Source organism: Streptomyces sp. NPDC093221, from assembly GCF_044753885.1.
Taxonomy (GTDB): Bacteria; Actinomycetota; Actinomycetes; order Streptomycetales; family Streptomycetaceae; genus Actinacidiphila.
In genome coordinates this window covers 217,959-238,688 of the sequence record NZ_JBIVOA010000002.1, presented here as the reverse complement: position 1 = coordinate 238,688, position 20,730 = coordinate 217,959, and the positions used below count along the sequence as shown (strand labels likewise).

Genomic DNA, 20,730 nt, shown 5'->3' with positions numbered 1-20,730 from the left:
ACAGCGGCACGTCCGAAACGTCCGAGGGCGGCGCCGTCGGGTTCGACAAGGCGGCGTCCGTCGTCGGGGAGCCGGTGGCGGACTCCGGCCCGGCCCCCGCGGGGGACGCGTATCTGTCGGTACGTGACCTGCGGATCCACTTCGACACCGACGACGGCCTGGTGAAGTCGGTCGACGGCCTCAGCTTCGACCTCCAGCGCGGCCGTACGCTCGGCATCGTCGGCGAGTCCGGCTCGGGCAAGTCCGTGACGTCGCTGGGCATCATGGGCCTGCACCGCACCTCGCGGGCCCGGATATCCGGCGAGGTCTGGCTGGACGGCGAGGAGTTGGTCGCCGCCGACCCGGACCACGTACGGCGGCTGCGCGGGCGCAAGATGGCGATGATCTTCCAGGACCCGCTCTCCGCGATGCACCCCTACTACACGGTCGGCGCGCAGATCGTCGAGGCGTACCGGGTGCACCAGAAGGTGTCGCGGAAGGTCGCGGCCGAGCGGGCCGTGGAGATGCTGGACCGGGTCGGCATCCCGGAGCCCGGGAAGCGCTTCTCGGACTACCCGCACCAGTTCTCCGGCGGTATGCGGCAGCGCGCGATGATCGCCATGTCGCTGGTCAACAACCCCGAGTTGCTGATCGCCGACGAGCCGACGACCGCGCTCGACGTGACCGTGCAGGCGCAGATCCTGGACCTGATCCGGGACCTGCAAAAGGAGTTCGGCTCCGCGGTCATCATGATCACCCACGACCTCGGAGTGGTCGCCGAGGTCGCCGACGACCTGCTGGTGATGTACGCGGGCCGGGCCGTGGAGCGCGGCACCGCCGAGACGTTGTTCACCGCGCCCCGACACCCGTACACCTGGGGTCTGTTGGGCTCCATGCCGCGTCTCGACCGGGAGCGCCTGGAGCGGCTCAACCCGGTCAAGGGAACCCCGCCCAGCCTGATCAACGTGCCGTCCGGCTGCGCCTTCCACCCGCGCTGCCCGTACGCGGCGCTGACCGGCGGCGCCGCAGAGACGGACGTGCCGGAACTGCGCGAGGTGGGCCCCGGCCACATGGCCGCCTGCCACCTCGGCGAGGCCGACCGCCTCCGGATCTGGACCGAAGAGATCGAACCGAAGCTGTGAAGGGTCAGGAAGAACCCGTGGCCGAGAACCCCTCGCCGGACGAGCCGCCGCAGGACGCGTCCTCGTCGCACGGCACGCAGTCGGACAGAGCCGCGTCGGACGACGTCCTGCCGGACAACTCCGCCTCGGACGGCGGCACTTCGTCGGGCAGGCCCTCGCTCGACAAGAGCGTCCCGCTGCCGCGGCAGCGCGGCGGCGAGCCGCTGCTCAAGGTGACCGGTCTGGTCAAGCACTTCCCGATCACCAAGGGCCTGCTGCGCCGCCAGGTCGGCGCCGTACAGGCCGTGGACGGCATCGACTTCGAGGTCGCGGCGGGCGAAACGCTCGGCGTGGTCGGCGAGTCGGGCTGCGGCAAGTCGACGATGGGACGGCTGATCACCCGGCTGCTCGAACCGACCGGCGGCACCATCGAGTTCCAGGGCCGGGACATCACGCACCTGAGCACCGGGGCGATGCGCCCGATGCGGCGCGACGTCCAGATGATCTTCCAGGACCCCTTCTCCTCGCTGAACCCGCGGCACACCATCGGCACGATCGTCGGCGCCCCGTACAAGCTCCAGAAGGTCGCGACCGAGCACGGTGTGAAGCGCGAAGTGCAGAATCTGCTGGAGCTGGTCGGGCTCAGCCCCGAGCACTACAACCGCTACCCGCACGAGTTCTCCGGCGGTCAGCGGCAGCGGATCGGCATCGCGCGGGCCCTCGCCCTCAAGCCGAAGCTGGTCGTCGCCGACGAGCCGGTCTCGGCGCTGGACGTGTCCATCCAGGCCCAGGTGGTGAACCTGCTAGACGACCTCCAGTCGGAGCTGGGCCTGACGTATGTGATCATCGCCCACGACCTGTCGGTGATCCGCCATGTCTCGGACCGGATCGCGGTGATGTACCTCGGCAAGGTGGTGGAGATCGCGGACCGGGAGGCGCTGTACAGCGCGCCCTTCCACCCGTACACCACCGCCCTGATGTCGGCGGTGCCGGTGCCCGACCCGCGGCGGCGCACGCAGCGCAAGCGCATCCTGCTCACCGGTGACGTGCCGTCGCCGATCTCGCCGCCGAGCGGCTGCCGCTTCCACACCCGGTGCTGGAAGGCGACGGAGGTGTGCAAGACGCAGGAGCCGCCGCTGGCGCCGCTGGCGACCGGCCACCAAGTGGCGTGCCACCACCCGGAGAACCAGCCGGACAACCAGCAGGACAGCGCGGCTGTCACGCCGTAGGCAGTCGTGACGGGACGGGCCGTACGGTCGCTGTTTTCTGGCCGTACGGCCGGCGCCGCCGGTCCGGCGCCGGTTCGTACGGTGGGCCTCGCGGTTCGTACGGCGGGCCGTAGTACAACATCGGCATGGCCACGGATCTGTTCACGCCCACCGTCCAGCACACGCTCGACGTCGTCGGGATCTTCGTCTTCGCGATCTCCGGCGCGCTGGCGGCGGTCCGCAGGAACTACGACGTGTTCGGCATGGCGGTGCTCGCCGAGGTCACGGCGCTCGGCGGCGGGGTCTTCCGCGATCTGGTCATCGGCGCGGTGCCGCCCGCCGCGTTCACCGACGTCGGCTACTTCTCGACGCCGCTGGTCGCCACCGCGCTGGTCTTCTTCCTGCACCCCGAGGTCGAGCGGATCACCGCCACGATGAACGTCTTCGACGCGGCCGGGCTCGGGCTGTTCTGCGTGAGCGGCACGATCAAGGCGCACACGTACGGGCTCGGGCTCACCCCGTCCGTCGCGCTCGGCCTCGCCACGGCGGCGGGCGGCGGCGTCCTGCGCGACCTGCTGGCGAACGAGGTGCCGTCGCTGCTGCGCTGGGACCGCGATCTGTACGCCGTCCCGGCCCTGGTCGGCGCGAGTACGGTCGCGCTGCTGATCCACTTCGACGTGCTGGGCGGTGTGACCGCGGGGCTCGCGGCGCTGGTCGCCTTCGTCCTGCGGCTGCTGGCGCTGCGGTTCCACTGGCGGGCGCCGCGGGCGTGGCACCGCAGGAGCGCGGCGGCGGAGGGGGAGTAGCGGACTCCGTCCGGGCCGGGCCTTGCGTATGCCGGTCGTACGGACGCGGACCGTGCGTACGCGGGCCGCGCCTATGCGGATCGTGCGTGTGCCGGACCGTGCGTACGCGGGCCGCGCGTGTGCCGGGCCGTGCGTATGAACGGCGGGGTCGCGCGGCCGGTCGCCGCGGCGGGAAACCGCCAGCGCTGGACACGGAGTCTCTACCGCTGGGTAACATCGGGGCATGGCACATGCGACAGCCCGCGCGACCCTCGGCGACAGCGAATTCGACCGCGACACGACGGTGACGGCCCGGCCGGGCGAGCCCGGCACGTACGACATCGACCTCTCACCGGGCTGGACCATCGCCGCGGCCGTCAACGGCGGGTATCTGCTCGCCGTCGTCGCCCGCGCCCTGCGCGACGCGCTGCCGCACGACGACCCCTTCACCATCACCGCCCATTACCTGACCGCCTCAGGCCCCGGCCCCGCCGTGATCAGGACCGAGACGGTACGGGCGGGCCGGACCCTCTCCAGCGGGCAGGCGTCGCTCTACCAGACCGACGAGCAGGGCCGTGAGGTCGAGCGGATGCGGGTCATCGCCGCGTACGGCGACCTGGGCGCGCTGCCCGACGACGTACGCACCACCGCGCCCGAGCCGTCGATGCCGGAGTACGCGGACTGCGTCGGCCCCGAGGACGCCCCCGAGGGCGGCGCGCCGCTGCCCGGCTCCAGCGCCCTCCTCGACCGCATCGCGCTCCGGCTCGATCCGGCCACCGCGGGCTGGGCCGTCGGCGCGCCCTCGGGGCGCGGTGACATGCGCGGCTGGTTCGGCCTGGCCGACGGCCGCGACCACGACGTCCTCTCGCTCCTCCTGGCCGTGGACGCCCTGCCCCCCACCGCCTTCGACCTCGGCCTCAAGGGCTGGGTCCCCACCCTCGAACTCACCGTCCACCTCCGCGCCCGCCCGGCCCCCGGCCCCCTCCGCATCGCCCTCACCACCCGCAATCTCGCCGGCGGCCTCCTCGAAGAGGACGCCGAAGTCTGGGACACCGCCAACCGCCTCGTGGCCCAGTCCCGCCAACTCGCCCGCGCCCCCCGCCCCTGACCCCCCTCCCGCCGCGGTCGGCCACCACGCCGCTGCCGGTGGCCATACGGTGAGGCGCCGGGTCCCACCCGGAGAGGGGGCATGGAGCGGTGAGGACACACCTGTTTCCCGCGTTCGCGAGGGTCTTCGCGTTCTGCGCGGCTGGAGGATTGACGGCTTTCGCGGTGCGGCGTTCGGGGGTGGCCGACGCCACATTGGCGGGTGCCATCTGGTACGGATTCCTCATGTGCGGAGTGGTTTCCGAGGTATTCCGCCATCGGCGCGACAAGGCGGCCGGTGGGCGCCCGCACCGCGAAAGACGGTAGCCATGAGCATCCGCCATCCATCGCTCCGGCCAATCGGTTGCCTCGCGCCGGGGGCGTTGGTCGCCGGGGTGAGGCACGTTGTGGGGTGGGCGGACGCGGGTGGGGGTCGGAAGGTTGCTCCGGCGAACGTAGAATCGGGGCACCATGGCCTACTTCGACCACGCCGCCACCACGCCCATGCTCCCGGAGGCGGTCCAGGCGATGACCGCCCACCTCACGGTGACCGGGAACGCGTCCGCACTGCATGCCGCCGGGCGGCAGGCCCGGCGGACCGTCGAGGAGTCACGGGAAGCGCTCGCCGCGGCACTTGGCGCGCGCCCCAGCGAGATCGTCTTCACCGGCGGCGGCACCGAGTCGGACAACCTGGCGGTGAAGGGCCTGTTCTGGGCGCGCAGGGACGCCGACCCGCGCAGGGTCCGCGTACTGGCCAGCCCGGTCGAGCACCACGCGGTGCTGGACGCCGTCCACTGGCTCGCGGAGCACGAGGGCGCCGTCGTCGAGTGGCTGGACGTCGACGGCTACGGCCGGGTCCACCCCGAGACACTGCGCGCCGCGATCGAGCGTGACCCCGACGACGTGGCCGTGATCACCGTGATGTGGGCGAACAACGAGGTCGGTACGGTGCTGCCCGTCGCCGAACTGGCCGAGGTGGCACGGGAGTTCGGCATTCCGATGCACTCCGACGCCGTGCAGGCGTTCGGCCAGGCCGAGGTGGACTTCACCGCGAGCGGCCTCGACGCGATGACGGTGACCGGCCACAAGATCGGCGGCCCGTACGGCGTCGGCGCGCTCGTGCTGCGGCGCGAGGACACCCCCGTACCGCTGCTGCACGGCGGCGGCCAGGAGCGCAGCCGCTCCGGCACCCTCGACGTACCGGCCATCGCCGCCTTCGCGACCGCAGGCACCCTCGCCGCCGAGCGCCGCACCGCCTTCACCCGCGACATCGGCGCCCTGCGCGACACCCTCGTCCGCGACGTGCTCGCCACCGTGCCCGACGCCATCCTCAACGGCGACCCCGACCCCGCGGGCCGCCTCCCCGGCAACGCCCACTTCACCTTCCCCGGCTGCGAGGGCGACGCCCTCCTCCTGCTCCTCGACGCCCAGGGCATCGCCTGCTCCACCGGTTCCGCCTGCACCGCGGGCGTCGCCCAGCCCAGCCACGTCCTGCTCGCCATGCACCAGCCCCCCACCCACGCCCGCGCCACCCTGCGCTTCTCCCTGGGCCACACCACCACCCCCGCCGAGATCGCCACCCTCACCGCCGCCATCGGCCCGGCCGTCGAACGCGCCAGGGCCGCGGGCCAGACCTGAGGGCCGGGCCGGGAGGCCGTTACTCTGGGGGAGTGAATGACTTCCCTGACGCCGATCGCAAGAAGCTGCGCGTACTGGCCGCGATGAGCGGCGGTGTGGACTCCGCCGTGGCGGCGGCGCGCGCCGCCGAGGCGGGGCACGACGTGACCGGCGTGCACCTGGCCCTGTCGGCGAATCCGCAGAGCTTCAGGACGGGCGCGCGGGGCTGCTGCACGGTGGAGGACTCGCGGGACGCGCGGCGGGCGGCCGACGTGATCGGCATCCCGTTCTACGTGTGGGACCTCGCGGAGCGCTTCCGGGAGGACGTGGTCGAGGACTTCGTCGCGGAGTACGCGGCGGGCCGGACGCCGAATCCCTGCCTGCGCTGCAACGAGAAGATCAAATTCGCCGCGCTGCTGGACAAGGCGCTGGCGCTGGGCTTCGACGCGGTCTGCACCGGGCACTACGCGACCGTGCTGGTCAAGGACGACGGCACGCGCGAGCTGCACCGGGCGAGCGACGCGGCCAAGGACCAGTCGTACGTGCTCGGCGTCCTGGACGAGCGGCAGCTCGCGCACGCGATGTTCCCGCTGGGGGACACCCTGACCACCAAGGACGAGATCCGCGCGGAGGCCGAGCGGCGCGGGCTCGCGGTGGCGCGCAAGCCCGACAGCCACGACATCTGCTTCATCGCGGACGGCGACACCCAGGGCTTCCTGGCCAAGCGCCTCGGCACCGCGGAGGGCGCGATCGTGGACGAGGACGGCGCGCGGGTCGGCACGCACACGGGCGCCTACGGCTTCACCATCGGCCAGCGAAAGGGCCTGCGGATCGGCGTCCCCGCGGACGACGGCAAGCCGCGCTACGTCCTGGACATCTCGCCGGTCGACAACACCGTGACGGTCGGCCCCCTCGACGCTCTCGACGTGACATCGCTCACCGCGATCAAGCCGCGCTGGTGCGGCACCCCGCCGGCCGGCCCCGCCGCGTACACCGCGCAACTGCGGGCGCACGGCGAGGACGTACCGGTGACGGCGGAGCTGGTGGACGGCGAGCTGCGGGTCGGCTTCGGCGCGCCGGTGCGCGGCATCGCGCCGGGCCAGGCCGTCGTGCTGTACGACGGCACGCGCGTCGTCGGCTCGGCGACGATCGCCACGACGGACCGGGCGGGTTCGGCCGCGGACCGGGCCACCGCCGACCGGACGGACCCGCGGCCGGAACGGACCGCCGCCGTGAACGCCGATCAGGCCGCAGGAGCGCGCGCGGGCGCCGATACCGTGACCGTATGAACATCTGTGTCTTCCTCTCCGCCGCCGATCTCGACGAGCGGTATACGGCCCCTGCCCGTGAATTCGCCGAGCTGATCGGGCGCGGCGGCCACACCCTGGTCTGGGGCGGCTCGGACGTCGGCCTGATGAAGGTCGTCGCGGACGGCGTCCAGGAGAGCGGCGGCCGGCTGGTCGGGGTGTCGGTGGAATTCCTCCGGTCCAAGGCGCGGGAGAACGCGGACGAGATGGTGACCGCGGTCGACCTCGCCGAGCGCAAGGCGGAACTGCTGCGGCGCGCGGACGCGATCGTCATCATGGTCGGCGGCACCGGCACACTGGACGAGGCCACCGAGATCCTGGAGCTGAAGAAGCACGGGCTGCACGCCAAGCCCGTCGTGCTGCTCAACAGCGCCGGTTTCTACGACGGGCTCAGGGAACAACTGCACCGGATGGACGCGGAGGGCTTCCTGCCGCTCCCGCTGGCCGATCTGGTGGCCTTCGCCGACACCGGCGAAGAGGCCATGACCTACCTGACGGAGAACGTGTGAGCATCCACCTGGTCACCGGAGCCGGCTCCGGCATCGGCGCCGCGGTCGCGCGCGGGCTGCTGGAGCGCGGCGACGAACTGTGGCTGCTGGCCAGGGACGCGGGCCGGGCCAAGGCGCTGGCCGCCGCCTTCCCCGGCGCGCGGACCCTGGTCGGCGACCTCGCCGAGCCGTCCCGGCTGTCCTGGGCGCTCGGCCACCAGTCGCCGCCCGACCGGCTGGACTCGCTGCTGCACATCGCGGGCGTGGTCGAACTGGGCGACATCGGCGACCTCACCCCGAAGGTGTGGAACGAGACGCTCGCGGTCAACCTCGTCGGCCCCGCCGAGCTGACCCGGCTGTTCCTGCCCCAACTGCGGCTCTCCCGCGGCCATGTGGTCTTCGTCAACTCCGGCGCCGGACTCGACGCGCACGCGCAGTGGGGCCCGTACGCGGCCAGCAAGCACGGCCTCAAGGCCCTCGCGGACGCCCTGCGCCGCGAGGAGCACGCCAACGGCCTGCGCGTCACCTCCGTCTTCCCCGGCCGCACCGCCACGCCCATGCAGGCCAAGGTGCACCAGCAGGAGGGCAAGCAGTACGACGCCGAGCGCTGGATCGCGCCCGAGTCGGTCGCCACCACGGTCCTCACCGCGATCGACCTGCCCCGGGACGCGGAGATCACCGACCTGACGGTCCGACCGGGCCGGTAACGCCTCGGGCGCGCCTGGCGGCAGCGGTGTGCCGCCTCCGGCACGGCTGACGGCGACGGCTGACGGCGACGGCGGGGTGCGGGCTGTGGCGGGTGGCGCGCGCCGCGCGTGAGGCAGCCGGGCGCCCCGTCGTACGTCGGCCCGGCCCGTCGCGTCGCGTCTCGGCGGCCGGGGGCGCGTCACGTTTCGGGCGGGCGGCCCCCCGCCCCGCCGGTTTCGCTGGGCTTCCCGCAGGGGGCGGTCGCCCAACCGTGTACTTATGCCGGTCGATTGCTCCGGCGCAGCCGATATCCGACCGCTTTCGTCACTTCCGCACCTTAAGGTCATCCGCGCCCCACCCCGATCCGAGGGAGCGGACCGACCATGGCCTCTGCCACCGCAGTACCCCGGCCGAGCAGCGCCGGGCGGGACGTACGGACCCGCGCCGAGGCCGCCCTGCGGCTCGCCGCCCCCGCGCTGCTCGGCTACGGCGCCGCCCGCGCCCTCGGCATCGTCCTGCTCTGCTACTTCGCCGAGCGGCGCGGCCGTTCACCCGGCACGGTGCTGTACGGGTCCTGGGACTCGCGCTGGTACCAGGACGTGGTCGAGCACGGCTACGACCGTACGGTCACCGGAGTGCCCAACGCCTGGCACGGCTGGAGCAACCTCGCGTTCTTCCCGCTGTACCCGGCGCTCTGCCGCGTCGCGGACGCGGTCCTGCCGGTCGGCGACGCCAAGGCGTCCTGGCTGGTCTCGCTGACCGCCTCGATGGCCGCGGCCTGGCTGATCTTCCTGGTCGGCAACCGCCTCCACCGGCGGCGTACCGGCGTCATCCTCGCGGTGCTGTGGGGCTGCCTGCCGCACGCGCTGGTCGAGAGCATGGCGTACACCGAGTCGCTGTTCACCGCGCTCTGCGCCGCCGCCCTCTACGCCACGCTGGCCAAACGCTGGGTGTGGGCCGGGACGTTCGCCGCGCTGGCCGGACTCACCCGGCCCACCGGCGTCGCCATCGCCGCGGCCGTCGGCCTCACCGCCGGGCTCGCCGCGGTCCGGGCACTGCGGCAGCCGCGCGAGGGACCCTGGTGGGGGCCGGTCTGGCGGCCCGCGCTCGGCATGCTGCTCGCGCCCGCCGGATGGCTGGCCTTCGTCGTCTGGGTGGGCGTGCGCGTGCACCGCGCCGACGGCTACTTCGCCGTCCAGGAAGCCTGGGGCAACCGCTTCAGCAAGGGCGGCTACCTGCTGCGTCGCTTCCGCTGGGTCTTCCTCGGCCCGCGCGGCAGCGACGTACCCGTCGCCTTCGTCGTCGTCACCCTCGTCGTCGTGGCCTGCTTCGCGCTCTTCGCCTTCAGCCTCGTCCAGCGCCAGCCGCTGCCGCTGCTGCTCTTCAGCGGCGCGCTCCTCGCCGTCCTCACCCTCGGCGCGGGCGTCTACATCGCCCGCGCCCGTTTCCTGCTCCCCGGCTTCCCCCTGCTGATCCCGCTGGCCCGCGTCCTCGCCCGCACCCACCCGCGCACCATCGCCTGCACCCTCTCCTTCGCCGCCGTCGCCTCCGCGATCTACGGAGTCCACCTGTCGCTGGTGTGGAACGGCCCGCCGTAGGGGAGGGCGACCGCCGCGAGGGAAAGCGACCGGCCGCGGAGCGCATACGCTTTCGGACGTGAGTACCCAGACTGACTTCTCCCTGCCCGCGGGCACCGCGACCGGTGTCGGGTCCATGCCGGGCGGCGACGCCCGGGAGGCGGCGCGGGTGGCCGTGGAGGCCACGGCGGGCATGGCCTTCCTGCCCGAGCTGCCCGGCCGGGGCCCCGGCGCCGACATGATCGGCCGGACCCTCGGCATGCTCGTGGACCTCTACGCCCGCGTGGAGCCCAGCGGCTGGCGCTTCGGCGACCGGCCGGGACGGGACTCGAAGCGGGCCACGTCCTGGCTCGGCGAGGACCTGGACGCGCTGGAGGAGTTCACCCAGGGCTACGAAGGGCCGCTCAAGATCCAGGCGGTCGGCCCGTGGACGCTGGCCGCCGGGGTCGAGACCCGCAACGGCGAGGCCGCGCTGCGCGACCACGGGGCCGTACGCGACCTGGCGGGATCGCTCGCCGAGGGCCTGCGGCTGCACGTCGAGGAGGCGCGGCGCCGGGTCCCCGGCGCCCAGATCGTGCTCCAGCTCGACGAGCCGTCGCTCACCTCCGTGCTGCACGGCAGGATCAGGACGGCCAGCGGCTACCAGACCTACCGCGCGGTGGACCGCGCCGTCATCGAGTCGACGCTGCGCGACCTGATCGCGGCGGTCGGCGCACCGGCCGTCGTCCACTCCTGCGCCCCCGAGGTGCCCTTCGGTCTGCTGCGGCGCGCCGGGGTCGTCGGCATCTCCTTCGACTTCGACCTGCTCACCGAGCGTGACTGGGACGACTTCGGGGAGGCCGCGGAAGGCGGCACCGCGCTCTTCGCCGGTGTCGTCGCCGGCAAGGATGCCCCATTGTCAGACCCTGGCGGTAGCGTCAGTGGTGTTCGGGCGCTGTGGCGCAGGCTGGGGCTGGCGCCGGGGGCATTGGGCTCCTCGGTCGCGGTCACCCCTTCCTGCGGTCTGGCGGGGGCCTCTCCGGCCTATGCCCGTGCCGCCCTGGTGCACTGCGCGAAGGCGGCGCGATCGCTCGTCGACAACCCTGAGTGAGGGAAGGGACAGTTTCGTGGCAGCCGTGGACGACGACGCAAGCCGGGGCGAGGCGAGCTCGGCGGAGATCCCCGCCGAGGCACGCGAGGAGCACGCACGCCTCGCCGAGCAGATCGAGGAGCACCGCTTCCGCTACTACGTCAACGACGCGCCCGTCGTCAGCGACGCCGAATTCGACACGCTGCTGCGCCGACTCGAAGCGGTCGAGGAGGAGCACCCGGGCCTGCGCACCCCCGACTCGCCGACCCAGAAGGTCGCGGGCGCGTACGAGACGGAGTTCACCTCCGTCCAGCACCGCGAGCGGATGCTGTCGCTCGACAACGCCTTCGCGCCGGAGGAGCTGGCCACCTGGGCCGAGCGCGTCGCCGCGGAGCTGGGCCCGCCGGACAACACGCACAGCCCGTACCACTTCCTGTGCGAGCTGAAGGTCGACGGCCTCGCGGTCAATCTGACGTACGAACAGGGCCGCCTCACCCGCGCCGCCACGCGCGGCGACGGCAGGACCGGCGAGGACATCACGCCCAACGTACGGACGATCGCCGACATCCCCGACCGGCTCGCGGGCGACCGCGTGCCCGAACTGGTGGAGATCCGCGGCGAGGTGTACTTCCCCGGCGAGAAGTTCGAGGAGCTGAACGAGCGGCTGGTCGAGGCGGGCGACAAGCCCTTCGCCAACCCGCGCAACGCGGCGGCCGGTTCACTGCGGCAGAAGGACCCGCGGATCACCGCGAGCCGCCCGCTGCGCATGGTGGTGCACGGCATCGGCGCCCGCCAGGGCTTCGACATCGACTGCCAGTCGCACGCGTACGAGCTGCTGCGCGAGTGGGGCCTGCCGACCGCCCGCTACAACAAGGTGGTCGACTCGCTCGCCGAGGTCTCCGACGTCATCGCCTACTACGGCGAGCACCGGCACGACGTCGAGCACGAGATCGACGGCGTCGTGGTCAAGGTGGACGAGATCCCGCTCCAGGGACGGCTCGGCTCCACCTCGCGGGCGCCGCGCTGGGCGATCGCCTGGAAGTACCCGCCCGAGGAGGTCAACACCAAGCTGGTGGACATCCGCGTCGGCGTCGGCCGCACCGGGCGCGTGACGCCGTACGCGGTCGTCGAGCCGGTGACGGTGGCGGGCTCCGAGGTCGAGTTCGCGACGCTGCACAACCAGGACGTGGTGAAGAAGAAGGGCGTCCTGATCGGCGACACCGTCGTGCTGCGCAAGGCGGGCGACGTCATCCCGGAGATCCTCGGGCCGGTCGCGGACCTGCGGGACGGCAGCGAGCGGGAGTTCGTGATGCCCGCCGAGTGCCCGGACTGCGGCACCGCCCTCCAGCCCATGAAGGAAGGGGACATCGACCTGCGGTGCCCCAACGCCCGCTACTGCCCTGCCCAGTTGCGCGAGCGGATCTACTACCTCGCGGGCCGCAAGTGCCTCGACATCGAGAACTTCGGATACGTCGCCGCGACCGCTCTGACGCAGCCGCTGGAGCCTTCCGAGCCGCCGCTGAAGGACGAGGGCGACCTGTTCGGCCTGGAGATCGAGGAGCTGCTGCCGATCCGCTCCTACGTACTCGACCAGGACACCGGCCTGCCCAAGCGGGACGCGGACAGCGGCGACGAGAAGATCGTCACCTTCTTCGCCAACCAGAAGGGCGAGCCGAAGAAGAACGCGCTGGCGATGCTGGAGCACATCGCCGCGGCCAAGGAGCGCCCGCTGGCCCGCATCCTCACCGGTCTGTCGATCCGTCATGTCGGCCCGGTGGCCGCCGAGGCGCTGGCCCGCGAATTCCGCGACCTGGACCGGATCAAGGACGCCGCAGAGGAGGAACTGGCCGCGGTCGACGGCGTCGGCCCGACCATCGCCGCGTCGGTGAAGCAGTGGTTCGCCGAGGACTGGCACCTGGAGATCATCGAGAAGTGGCGGGCCGCGGGCGTCAAGTTCACCGAGGAGGGCTCGGACGAGGGACCGCGTCCCCTCGAAGGACTCACCGTCGTCGTGACCGGAACACTGGCCGGACACACCCGGGACGGCGCCAAGGAGGCCCTGGTCAGCCGCGGTGCGAAGGTCACCGGCTCGGTCTCCAAGAAGACGAGTTTCGTCGTCGTCGGCGACAACCCCGGTTCCAAGTACGACAAGGCGCTCCAGGTGAAGGTGCCGGTGCTGGACGAGCCGGGCTTCGCCGTCCTGCTCGAACAGGGGGCCGAAGCCGCCAGAGCCGTGGCGGTGAATCCGCCGGAGGCGGCGGAAACGGAGGAAGGTGCCGCGGACAAGCCGGTGGCCGAAGACGCGGAAGCGGCGGACGCCGACGGCACAGAAACGGCCGCCGAATCCGGCTGAATGGCCCTGGGATGTCACCCGTTCGGCCTATATCAGAATACGGCGATCGCCCAGGTCGCATTCCGGGAACCCCTGCCGATCGGTGCCCGAGGTGGCGTGTCGCGGCCTACTGTTGAGAAGCGCGCCCGCCGGGCATGAACCTTCCAGCGGCCTCAGCGGGTCCCACCGCGGGCACCGGCGCGGTGGACCTGCTTGCCACACCAGGCTGCGAGAGGGACGGGCATGGAAACGACGGAGGGCGTCGTAGCGGCGCCGCTGCCCAGCAGCCAGGCCGCGACACCGCTCCCGTGCGCGACCCGGCCGTCGATCCGGATAGGGGTGCCGGCGGTGGCCGGTGCCGCGCTCGTCGCGGGCGTCGTCCGCATGGTCGTCAGCGGCCACGCGCTGTTCCCCGGCGGCACCATCGGCTGGGCCCTGGCCGTACTCACCGGCATCGTTGTCGGCCACCTGGTCGCGATGGGCCGCGACCGCTGGTGGGGCGGCACCGGATCCGGCGCCGCCCTCACCCTCGCCATGCTCCTGCTCTACGGCTGGGTGCCCGCCGTCCTCGTCAGCCTCGCCGTGGTCGTCCTGGTCGGGGCCGCCCGCAGGCACCGCTGGCGGGAGGCCGCCCTGCACGGCGCCATCGACATCCTCGGCATCGGCGCGGGCGTGCTCGCCCTCTACTGCTTCGGCGACCACCCCTCCGTCGAGGGCCCCTGGCGGCCCGCCGCCTGGACGCTGTCCGCCGCCCCGGCCATCCTCGTCACCGCGTTGGCCTATCTGACCGCGACCCGGCTGCTGCTGTGGCTCGCGTTCGCCCCGCGCGGCGGCGGCCTGCCCACGGTCGCGCGCACCGCGCTCATCCGGCAGGGCATGGTCGGCGTCGCCCTGCTCGGCATCTCCCCGCTGATCCTGGTCGTCGCCTGCGACATGCCCGTCCTGCTGCCGCTGTTCTCCGTCCCGCTGATCGCGCTGGACTCCACCTTGTGGATCGCGCACGCCCGCGCCGAGGAACAGCTCCGCGACCCGCTCACCGGCCTGCCGAACCGTCAATGGCTCCTGGAACGCGTCCGGTCGGCGCTCGACATCGCCCAGGGACGCGGCGAGCGCAGCGCCCTGATCCTCATCGACCTCGACAAATTCCGCTCGGTCAACGACACGCTCGGGCACCTCGCGGGCGACCGGCTGCTCCTCCAGGTCGCCGACCGGCTGCGGCTCGCGCTGCCGCGCGGCGCCGAGGCCGCCCGGCTCGGCGGCGACGAATTCGCCGTCCTGCTGCCCATCTGCGACTCGCCGACCCGCGCCCAGCGCGTCGCCCGCGCGCTGGCCCTGGCGCTCGGCTCCCCGATCAGCCTGGACGGCCTGACCCTGGTGCTGGAGGCCAGCGCCGGGGTCGCCGTCTTCCCCGACCACGCGGTGGACGCCGAAGGGCTGCTGCGCCGCGCCGACGTCGCGATGTACCAGGCCAAGCTGGACCGCAGCGGCGTCGAGGTCTACGAGGCCAAGCGCGACGGCAACACCCCCGACCGGCTCGGCCTGCTCGGCGACCTGCGCCGCGCCCTGGACGCCGGGGACGTCCAGCTCCACTACCAGCCCAAGGTCCGCTTCGACGGCCAGGTCGCCGGACTCGAAGCGCTGGTGCGGTGGGAGCACCCGGAGCGCGGCCGGGTGAACCCCGAAGAGTTCATCACGATGGCCGAGACGTCCGGGCTCATGCCGCAGCTCACCGAGTACGTCCTCGACACCGCCCTCGCGCAGGTCGCCCGCTGGCGCCGGATGGGCCTCGAAGTCCCCGTCGCCGTCAACGTCTCGCCCCGCGACGTCCACAGCCCCGGCTTCGCGGGCGCCGTCGCCGCCCGCCTCGCCCGGCACCAGGTCCCGCCGGGCTCGCTCCAGTTGGAGATCACCGAGCACGTCCTGCTCGAAGACCCGCAGCGCGCCGCCGACACCCTCAACGGGCTCACCGGACACGGCGTCAAGATGTCCCTCGACGACTTCGGCACCGGCTACTCCTCCCTGGTCCACCTGCGACGGCTCCCCGTCAGCGAACTCAAGATCGACCGCTCCTTCGTCGCCCGCCTGGTCATCGACAACGAGGACGCCGAGATCGTGCGCTGCACCATCGACCTCGCCCACTCCCTCGGCCTCCTCGTCGTCGCCGAGGGCGTCGAGGACGACGAGACCTGGGAACGCCTTCGTGACCTGCGGTGCGACGCCGTCCAGGGGTGGCTCGTCGCCGCCGCCATGCCTCCCGACGAAGCCACGGCGTGGCTGCGCGCCCGCGGTGAACGAGGGTGGCAGCGGCCTGTCGCCGCGCTGGCGGCGACGCCCGAACCCGAGCCCGAGCATTCGGCTCTGCCGGAGATCCGCCGACCCTGACGCGCCCACGGGCACGGCCCTTGTGCGTCCGCTTGCGCAGGTGGGTACGCCCCTGAAAAGCAGGGCCCCGCGTCAGCGCACCGTACCGGGGCCGCGCCCCTGAAGATCGGGTTGCCGCGCGCGGGAGGGAAATGGGGTCTGGGGGCGTGCCCCCGGGCCCGTAGGATGAGGGGTCCACCGACATCTCACCCCGCAGAGGATCGCAATCGCATGCCTGGCATCACGCGCGAGGAGGTCGCCCACCTCGGCAAGCTGGCACGGCTGGAACTGTCCGCCGACGAGCTGGACCACTTCGCCGGACAGCTCGACGACATCATCGGCGCGGTAGCCCGCGTGTCCGAGGTGGCCGGCGAGGACGTACCGCCGACCTCGCACCCGCTGCCCCTGACCAACGTCATGCGCCCGGACGACGTCCGGCCGTCGCTGACCCCGGAGCAGGCCCTGTCGGGCGCCCCGGCGCAGGAGCAGCAGCGCTTCAAGGTGCCGCAGATCCTGGGGGAGGACTAAGACCATGACGGACATCATCAGGCTGACCGCCGCTCAGACGGCGGAGAAGATCGCGTCCGGCGAACTGACCGCGGTCGAGGTCACCGAGGCGCACCTGGCCAGGATCGAGGCCGTCGACGAGAAGGTGCACGCCTTCCTGCACGTCGACCGTGAGGGCGCGCTCAAGCAGGCCCGCGCCGTGGACGCCAAGCGCGCGGCGGGCGAGCCGCTCGGCCCGCTGGCGGGTGTGCCGCTGGCGATGAAGGACATCTTCACCACCGAGGGCGTGCCCACCACCGTGGGCTCGAAGATCCTCGAAGGGTGGATCCCGCCGTACGACGCGACCGTCACGAAGCGGCTGAAGGCCGCCGACGTGGTGATCCTCGGCAAGACCAACATGGACGAGTTCGCGATGGGCTCCTCGACGGAGAACAGCGCGTACGGCCCGACCGGCAACCCGTGGGACCTGACCCGTATCCCCGGCGGCTCCGGCGGCGGTTCGGCCGCGGCGCTCGCCTCGTACCAGGCCCCCCTGGCCATCGGCACCGACACCGGCGGCTCCATCAGGCAGCCCGCCGCGGTGACCGCGACGGTCGGCGTGAAGCCCACCTACGGCGGCGTCTCGCGGTACGGCATGGTCGCCTTCTCGTCCTCGCTCGACCAGGGCGGCCCCTGCGCCCGTACGGTGCTGGACGCCGCGCTGCTGCACGAGGTGATGGCCGGGCACGACCCGCTCGACTCCACCTCCGTCGACGCGCCGGTGCCGCCGGTCGTCGAGGCCGCGCGCAACGGCGGCGTGGCGGGCCTGCGGGTCGGCGTCGTCAAGGAGTTCGGCGGCGAGGGCTACCAGGCCGGTGTCGTCCAGCGGTTCAACGAGTCGGTGGAGCTGCTGCGCGACCTGGGCGCCGAGATCGTGGAGATCTCCTGCCCGTCGTTCACGTACGCGCTCGCCGCGTACTACCTGATCGCGCCGTCGGAGTGCTCCAGCAACCTGGCCCGCTTCGACGCCATGCGCTACGGCCTGCGGGTCGGCGACGACGGCACGAAGTCGGCCGAGGAGGTCACCGCGCTGACCCGTGACGCGGGCTTCGGCCCCGAGGTCAAGCGCCGCATCATGCTCGGCACGTACGCGCTCAGCTCCGGCTACTACGACGCGTACTACGGCTCGGCGCAGAAGGTCCGCACGCTGATCACCCGGGACTTCGAGAAGGCATTCGAGAGCGTCGACGTGATCGTCTCGCCGACGACGCCGACCACCGCCTTCCCGATCGGCGAGCGCGCCGACGACCCGATGGCGATGTACCTCGCGGACCTGTGCACCATCCCCGCGAACCTCGCGGGCAACGCGGCGATGTCGCTGCCCTGCGGACTGGCCCCCGAGGACGGGCTGCCGGTGGGACTCCAGATCATCGCACCCGCACTCAAGGACGACCGGCTCTACCGGGTCGGCGCCGCCGTCGAGGCCGCCTTCGTGAAGAAGTGGGGCCACCCCTTGCTAGAGGAGGCACCCCAGCTATGAGCACCGTGAAGAAGAAGGGCAAGCCGGGCACGTACCTGGCCATCGGCAGCACGCTCTTCGCGGCCTTCAGCAACATCAAGAAGGTCCGCACCGCCCGCGGCGAGCAGGACACCCTCCAGTTGGTCGACGGCCTGATCCGGGTGGCCGCGGTGGCCACCGGCGTCGCCCTGCTCATCCGCGAGCTGCGCCAGGCGAACGACGACGACATCCTGACCGGCTGACCGGACGGACTGAGAAGGTAGAGGGAACTGTGACCGTCACGGAGCTGCTGTCCTACGAGGACGCGCTGGCGTCCTACGACCCGGTGATGGGCCTCGAGGTCCATGTCGAGCTGGGCACCAGGACCAAGATGTTCTGCGGCTGCTCGACCGAACTGGGCGCCGACCCCAACTCGCAGACCTGCCCGACCTGTCTTGGCCTGCCCGGCGCGCTGCCGGTGGTCAACGCGGTCGGCGTGGAGTCCGCGATCAAGATCGGCCTCGCGCTCAACTGCGACATCGCGCAGTGGTGCCGCTTCGCCCGGAAGAACTACTTCTACCCGGACATGCCGAAGAACTTCCAGACCTCGCAGTACGACGAGCCGATCGCGTACAACGGCTATCTGGACGTCCAGTTGGAGGACGGCGAGGTCTTCCGGGTGCAGATCGAACGCGCCCACATGGAGGAGGACACCGGCAAGTCGCTGCACGTCGGCGGCGCCACCGGGCGGATCCACGGCGCCTCGCACTCGCTGCTGGACTACAACCGCGCGGGCATCCCGCTGATCGAGATCGTCACCAAGCCGATCGAGGGAGCGGGCGCGCGCGCCCCCGAGGTCGCCAAGGCGTACGTCGCCGAGCTGCGCGAGCTGATCAAGGCGCTGGGCGTGTCCGAGGCCCGGATGGAGCAGGGCCAGATGCGCTGCGACGTCAACTTGTCGCTGCGCCCGCACGGGCGGGAGAAGTTCGGCACCCGCAGCGAGACCAAGAACGTCAACTCGCTGCGCAGTGTGGAGCGGGCGGCCCGCTTCGAGATCCAGCGGCACGCGGCGGTGCTGTCCTCCGGCGGCACGATCCTCCAGGAGACCCGGCACTTCCACGAGGAGGACGGGTCGACGACCTCCGGCCGGATCAAGGAGGAGGCCGAGGACTACCGGTACTTCCCGGAGCCCGACCTGGTGCCGGTCGCCCCGGCCCGTGACTGGGTCGAGGAGCTGCGCGCCGGGCTGCCCGAGCTGCCGCGGCTGCGCCGCAAGCGGCTCCAGGAGAGCTGGGGCATCGCCGACCACGAGATGCAGTCGGTGCTCAACGCGGGCGCGCTCGACCTGATCCTCGCCACCATCGACGAGGGCGCGGACGCGGCGGCGGCCCGTAAGTGGTGGATGGGCGAGCTGGCCCGGCACGCCAACGAGTCCGGCACCGAGCTGGCCGATGTGCCGATCACCCCGGCGCAGGTGGCCAGGGTCGCGGCGCTGGTCTCGGCGGGCGACCTCAACGACAAGCTGGCCCGCCAGGTCATCGAGGGCGTTCTCGCGGGCGAGGGCGACCCCGACCAGGTGGTCGACAAGCGCGGCCTGAAGGTCGTGTCCGACGACGGCGCCCTGGGCGCGGCCGTGGACGAGGCCATCGCGGCCAACGCGGCGATCGCGGACAAGATCCGTGGCGGCAACCTGGCCGCGGCGGGCGCGCTGATCGGCGCCGTCATGAAGCTCACGCGCGGGCAGGCGGACGCGAAGCGGGTCCGTGAGCTGGTGCTGGAGAAGCTGGGCGTGCAGGGCTGAGGCCAGGCCGCCCGCGCGTGCCCGGACGGTTATACGAGGGCGGTTCCCGGTGGCGGGGGCCGCCCTCGGCCGTGGGCGGTCCCTTCGCGCCGTGGGCGGCTCACGTCGCCGGGGGCGGCCTCGGCCGGGATGTGGACAGTGGATCTCACAGGTTGAGGCGGGCACTCTCAGACGACTCTCAGTCCGCTCTCAGAAAGCATCCCTACGGTGCGGACCATGGAGACCACCAAGCCCCCCACAGTGACCGACGCCGAGACCGAGAGCGGGATTGAGAGCGGGACCGCGAGCGGGACCGAGACCGAGAGCGGGACCGCGTCCGCGCAGGAGAAGCCCGGCACCCCCGCCGCGGAGACCGCGGCCGACCTCGAAGTCGTGGACGAGACCGACTACGAGGTGATCGGCGACGGAGCCGACGCCGAGGAGGAGGACGACGCCCTCGCCGCGGAGCCCGCGGCGCCGTCCGCCGCCTCCGCCATCGTGACCGGCGCCGCCGCCGTCGCGGGCGCCGCGCTCGCGCTGTCCTCGCTCACCGGCACCTGGCTCAGCAACGTCGTCTCCCAGCGGCAGGGCCTGATCGGCCAGATCAAGACGTCCAGCGGCACCGCCAAGCAGCAGATCGCCGCCGGATACGGCACGCCCTGGCACGCGATCGCCCTGGTCAACGGCATCTTCGCGGTCGTCGCGCTGATCGTCTGCGGCGGAGTGCTGCTGCACCCGGCCTCCCGGGCCCGCGCCGCCCGCGGCCACTGGAGCCAGGCGCTGGCCTGGGGCGGTGTCGTCCTGGCCTTCATCGGCCTGCTCATCGCGGGCGCCATGTGGTTCGACGTGTTCGCCGACCTCCCTACGGTCCCCGCGTCCTGACCCCCGCGCGGTGAGCGTCTAAGGCACCCGCACCCCGTACGGGGCGGCCGTCTAAGGCCCCCTGGGGCCGAGAGTTGCGGCAACTGCCCGATGTGGCGGGACCCCCTTGGAGACGAAGCTTGTGGCAGCGGAACAAGCACATCATCCAAGGGGAGAGACCGATGTTCGCTTACGAACTCCAGCAGGCCCGCCGTGACGACCTCCAGCACCGCGCCGACGCCTGGCGGCTGGCCCGGGACGCCAAGGCCGCCCGCGACGCCGCCCGCAGGAACCGCAGGACCACCAGGACCGCCGCCCGCACCGGCACCGAGGCGGACTCGGCCGCGGAGGCCCCCGCCTCCCCGCGCCCGTCCCGCGGCCGAGCCCGCCACCAAGCCGCATGACTGCGCCGCACCCGGCGCCGGCCCGTACCACCGCGACCGCGCTGCCGGGTGCGCGGGCGCAGGGGCCGCCCCCGGCGGGCGGCC

General features: G+C 72.6%; 17 protein-coding genes and 1 pseudogene. All 18 read left to right on the top strand.

The genetic code is table 11. The features are described 5' to 3' along the window. Window positions 1-74: 74 nt before the first annotated feature. The 18 genes and pseudogenes from ACIQCJ_RS07230 to ACIQCJ_RS07145 all read left to right on the top strand — a co-directional run bounded on the left by ACIQCJ_RS07230 (window position 75) and on the right by ACIQCJ_RS07145 (window position 20,646). A complete protein-coding gene (locus ACIQCJ_RS07230; protein WP_402711268.1) occupies window positions 75-1,121 on the top strand; it encodes an ABC transporter ATP-binding protein in 1,047 nt (348 codons plus the stop codon). Window positions 1,122-1,297: 176 nt separating this feature from the next. After that, window positions 1,298-2,329: a dipeptide ABC transporter ATP-binding protein gene (locus ACIQCJ_RS07225; protein ID WP_391044839.1), complete on the top strand. Its 1,032-nt coding sequence runs from the start codon at window positions 1,298-1,300 to the stop codon at window positions 2,327-2,329. A 125-nt stretch (window positions 2,330-2,454) separates the two neighbouring features. Continuing rightward, the gene (locus ACIQCJ_RS07220) at window positions 2,455-3,114 is read left to right on the top strand and encodes a trimeric intracellular cation channel family protein (protein ID WP_355348059.1); all 660 of its coding nucleotides are present in this window, start codon (window positions 2,455-2,457) and stop codon (window positions 3,112-3,114) included. A gap of 223 nt (window positions 3,115-3,337) precedes the next feature. Next, entirely contained in the window at window positions 3,338-4,201 is an 864-nt protein-coding gene (locus ACIQCJ_RS07215) for a thioesterase family protein (protein ID WP_355348062.1), read from the top strand. Between the two features lie 449 nt (window positions 4,202-4,650). Then, entirely contained in the window at window positions 4,651-5,817 is a 1,167-nt protein-coding gene (locus ACIQCJ_RS07210; protein WP_401722840.1) for a cysteine desulfurase family protein, read from the top strand. A gap of 83 nt (window positions 5,818-5,900) precedes the next feature. Next, window positions 5,901-6,971: pseudogene (gene mnmA, locus ACIQCJ_RS07205) on the top strand (tRNA 2-thiouridine(34) synthase MnmA); the annotation flags it as partial. 110 nt (window positions 6,972-7,081) lie between these two features. Next, on the top strand, window positions 7,082-7,612 hold the full coding sequence (locus ACIQCJ_RS07200; RefSeq protein WP_355348068.1) for a TIGR00730 family Rossman fold protein: 531 nt from the start codon (window positions 7,082-7,084) through the stop codon (window positions 7,610-7,612). Then, on the top strand, window positions 7,609-8,298 hold the full coding sequence (locus tag ACIQCJ_RS07195) for an SDR family oxidoreductase (protein ID WP_355348071.1): 690 nt from the start codon (window positions 7,609-7,611) through the stop codon (window positions 8,296-8,298). Before ACIQCJ_RS07200 ends, ACIQCJ_RS07195 begins: the two co-directional genes overlap by 4 nt. 363 nt (window positions 8,299-8,661) lie before the next feature. Beyond that, window positions 8,662-9,876 (top strand): hypothetical protein, encoded by a 1,215-nt coding sequence (locus ACIQCJ_RS07190; RefSeq protein ID WP_391044745.1) that lies wholly within the window; start codon window positions 8,662-8,664, stop codon window positions 9,874-9,876. Between the two features lie 58 nt (window positions 9,877-9,934). Further along, a complete protein-coding gene (locus ACIQCJ_RS07185) occupies window positions 9,935-10,945 on the top strand; it encodes a methionine synthase (protein ID WP_355348077.1) in 1,011 nt (336 codons plus the stop codon). Between the two features lie 25 nt (window positions 10,946-10,970). Continuing rightward, complete coding sequence (gene ligA, locus ACIQCJ_RS07180; protein ID WP_402710933.1) at window positions 10,971-13,277, top strand: NAD-dependent DNA ligase LigA; 2,307 nt, start codon at window positions 10,971-10,973, stop codon at window positions 13,275-13,277. A 222-nt stretch (window positions 13,278-13,499) separates the two neighbouring features. After that, window positions 13,500-15,638: a putative bifunctional diguanylate cyclase/phosphodiesterase gene (locus ACIQCJ_RS07175; RefSeq protein WP_402710932.1), complete on the top strand. Its 2,139-nt coding sequence runs from the start codon at window positions 13,500-13,502 to the stop codon at window positions 15,636-15,638. A 210-nt stretch (window positions 15,639-15,848) separates the two neighbouring features. Beyond that, window positions 15,849-16,145: an Asp-tRNA(Asn)/Glu-tRNA(Gln) amidotransferase subunit GatC gene (gene gatC, locus ACIQCJ_RS07170; RefSeq protein ID WP_355348086.1), complete on the top strand. Its 297-nt coding sequence runs from the start codon at window positions 15,849-15,851 to the stop codon at window positions 16,143-16,145. Window positions 16,146-16,149: 4 nt separating this feature from the next. Continuing rightward, window positions 16,150-17,643, top strand: coding sequence for an Asp-tRNA(Asn)/Glu-tRNA(Gln) amidotransferase subunit GatA (gatA, locus tag ACIQCJ_RS07165; RefSeq protein WP_355348089.1), 1,494 nt, complete (start codon window positions 16,150-16,152; stop codon window positions 17,641-17,643). Then, a complete protein-coding gene (locus ACIQCJ_RS07160; RefSeq protein WP_355348092.1) occupies window positions 17,640-17,864 on the top strand; it encodes a hypothetical protein in 225 nt (74 codons plus the stop codon). Before gatA ends, ACIQCJ_RS07160 begins: the two co-directional genes overlap by 4 nt. Window positions 17,865-17,893: 29 nt before the next feature. After that, complete coding sequence (gene gatB / locus ACIQCJ_RS07155; protein WP_355348095.1) at window positions 17,894-19,402, top strand: Asp-tRNA(Asn)/Glu-tRNA(Gln) amidotransferase subunit GatB; 1,509 nt, start codon at window positions 17,894-17,896, stop codon at window positions 19,400-19,402. A 216-nt stretch (window positions 19,403-19,618) separates the two neighbouring features. Continuing rightward, window positions 19,619-20,263: a hypothetical protein gene (locus ACIQCJ_RS07150; RefSeq protein ID WP_402710931.1), complete on the top strand. Its 645-nt coding sequence runs from the start codon at window positions 19,619-19,621 to the stop codon at window positions 20,261-20,263. Between the two features lie 161 nt (window positions 20,264-20,424). Beyond that, window positions 20,425-20,646: a hypothetical protein gene (locus ACIQCJ_RS07145; RefSeq protein WP_355348101.1), complete on the top strand. Its 222-nt coding sequence runs from the start codon at window positions 20,425-20,427 to the stop codon at window positions 20,644-20,646. Window positions 20,647-20,730 lie beyond the last annotated feature (84 nt).

Coding starts and splice junctions, on each gene's coding strand:
- ACIQCJ_RS07200 (WP_355348068.1), top strand. CDS start 7,082: ATGAACATCTGTGTCTTCCTCTCCGCCGCCGATCTCGACGAGCGGTAT.
- gatA (WP_355348089.1), top strand. CDS start 16,150: ATGACGGACATCATCAGGCTGACCGCCGCTCAGACGGCGGAGAAGATC.
- ACIQCJ_RS07160 (WP_355348092.1), top strand. CDS start 17,640: ATGAGCACCGTGAAGAAGAAGGGCAAGCCGGGCACGTACCTGGCCATC.
- ACIQCJ_RS07210 (WP_401722840.1), top strand. CDS start 4,651: ATGGCCTACTTCGACCACGCCGCCACCACGCCCATGCTCCCGGAGGCG.
- gatC (WP_355348086.1), top strand. CDS start 15,849: ATGCCTGGCATCACGCGCGAGGAGGTCGCCCACCTCGGCAAGCTGGCA.
- ACIQCJ_RS07190 (WP_391044745.1), top strand. CDS start 8,662: ATGGCCTCTGCCACCGCAGTACCCCGGCCGAGCAGCGCCGGGCGGGAC.
- ACIQCJ_RS07215 (WP_355348062.1), top strand. CDS start 3,338: ATGGCACATGCGACAGCCCGCGCGACCCTCGGCGACAGCGAATTCGAC.
- ACIQCJ_RS07150 (WP_402710931.1), top strand. CDS start 19,619: ATGGAGACCACCAAGCCCCCCACAGTGACCGACGCCGAGACCGAGAGC.
- ACIQCJ_RS07145 (WP_355348101.1), top strand. CDS start 20,425: ATGTTCGCTTACGAACTCCAGCAGGCCCGCCGTGACGACCTCCAGCAC.
- ACIQCJ_RS07220 (WP_355348059.1), top strand. CDS start 2,455: ATGGCCACGGATCTGTTCACGCCCACCGTCCAGCACACGCTCGACGTC.
- ACIQCJ_RS07175 (WP_402710932.1), top strand. CDS start 13,500: ATGGAAACGACGGAGGGCGTCGTAGCGGCGCCGCTGCCCAGCAGCCAG.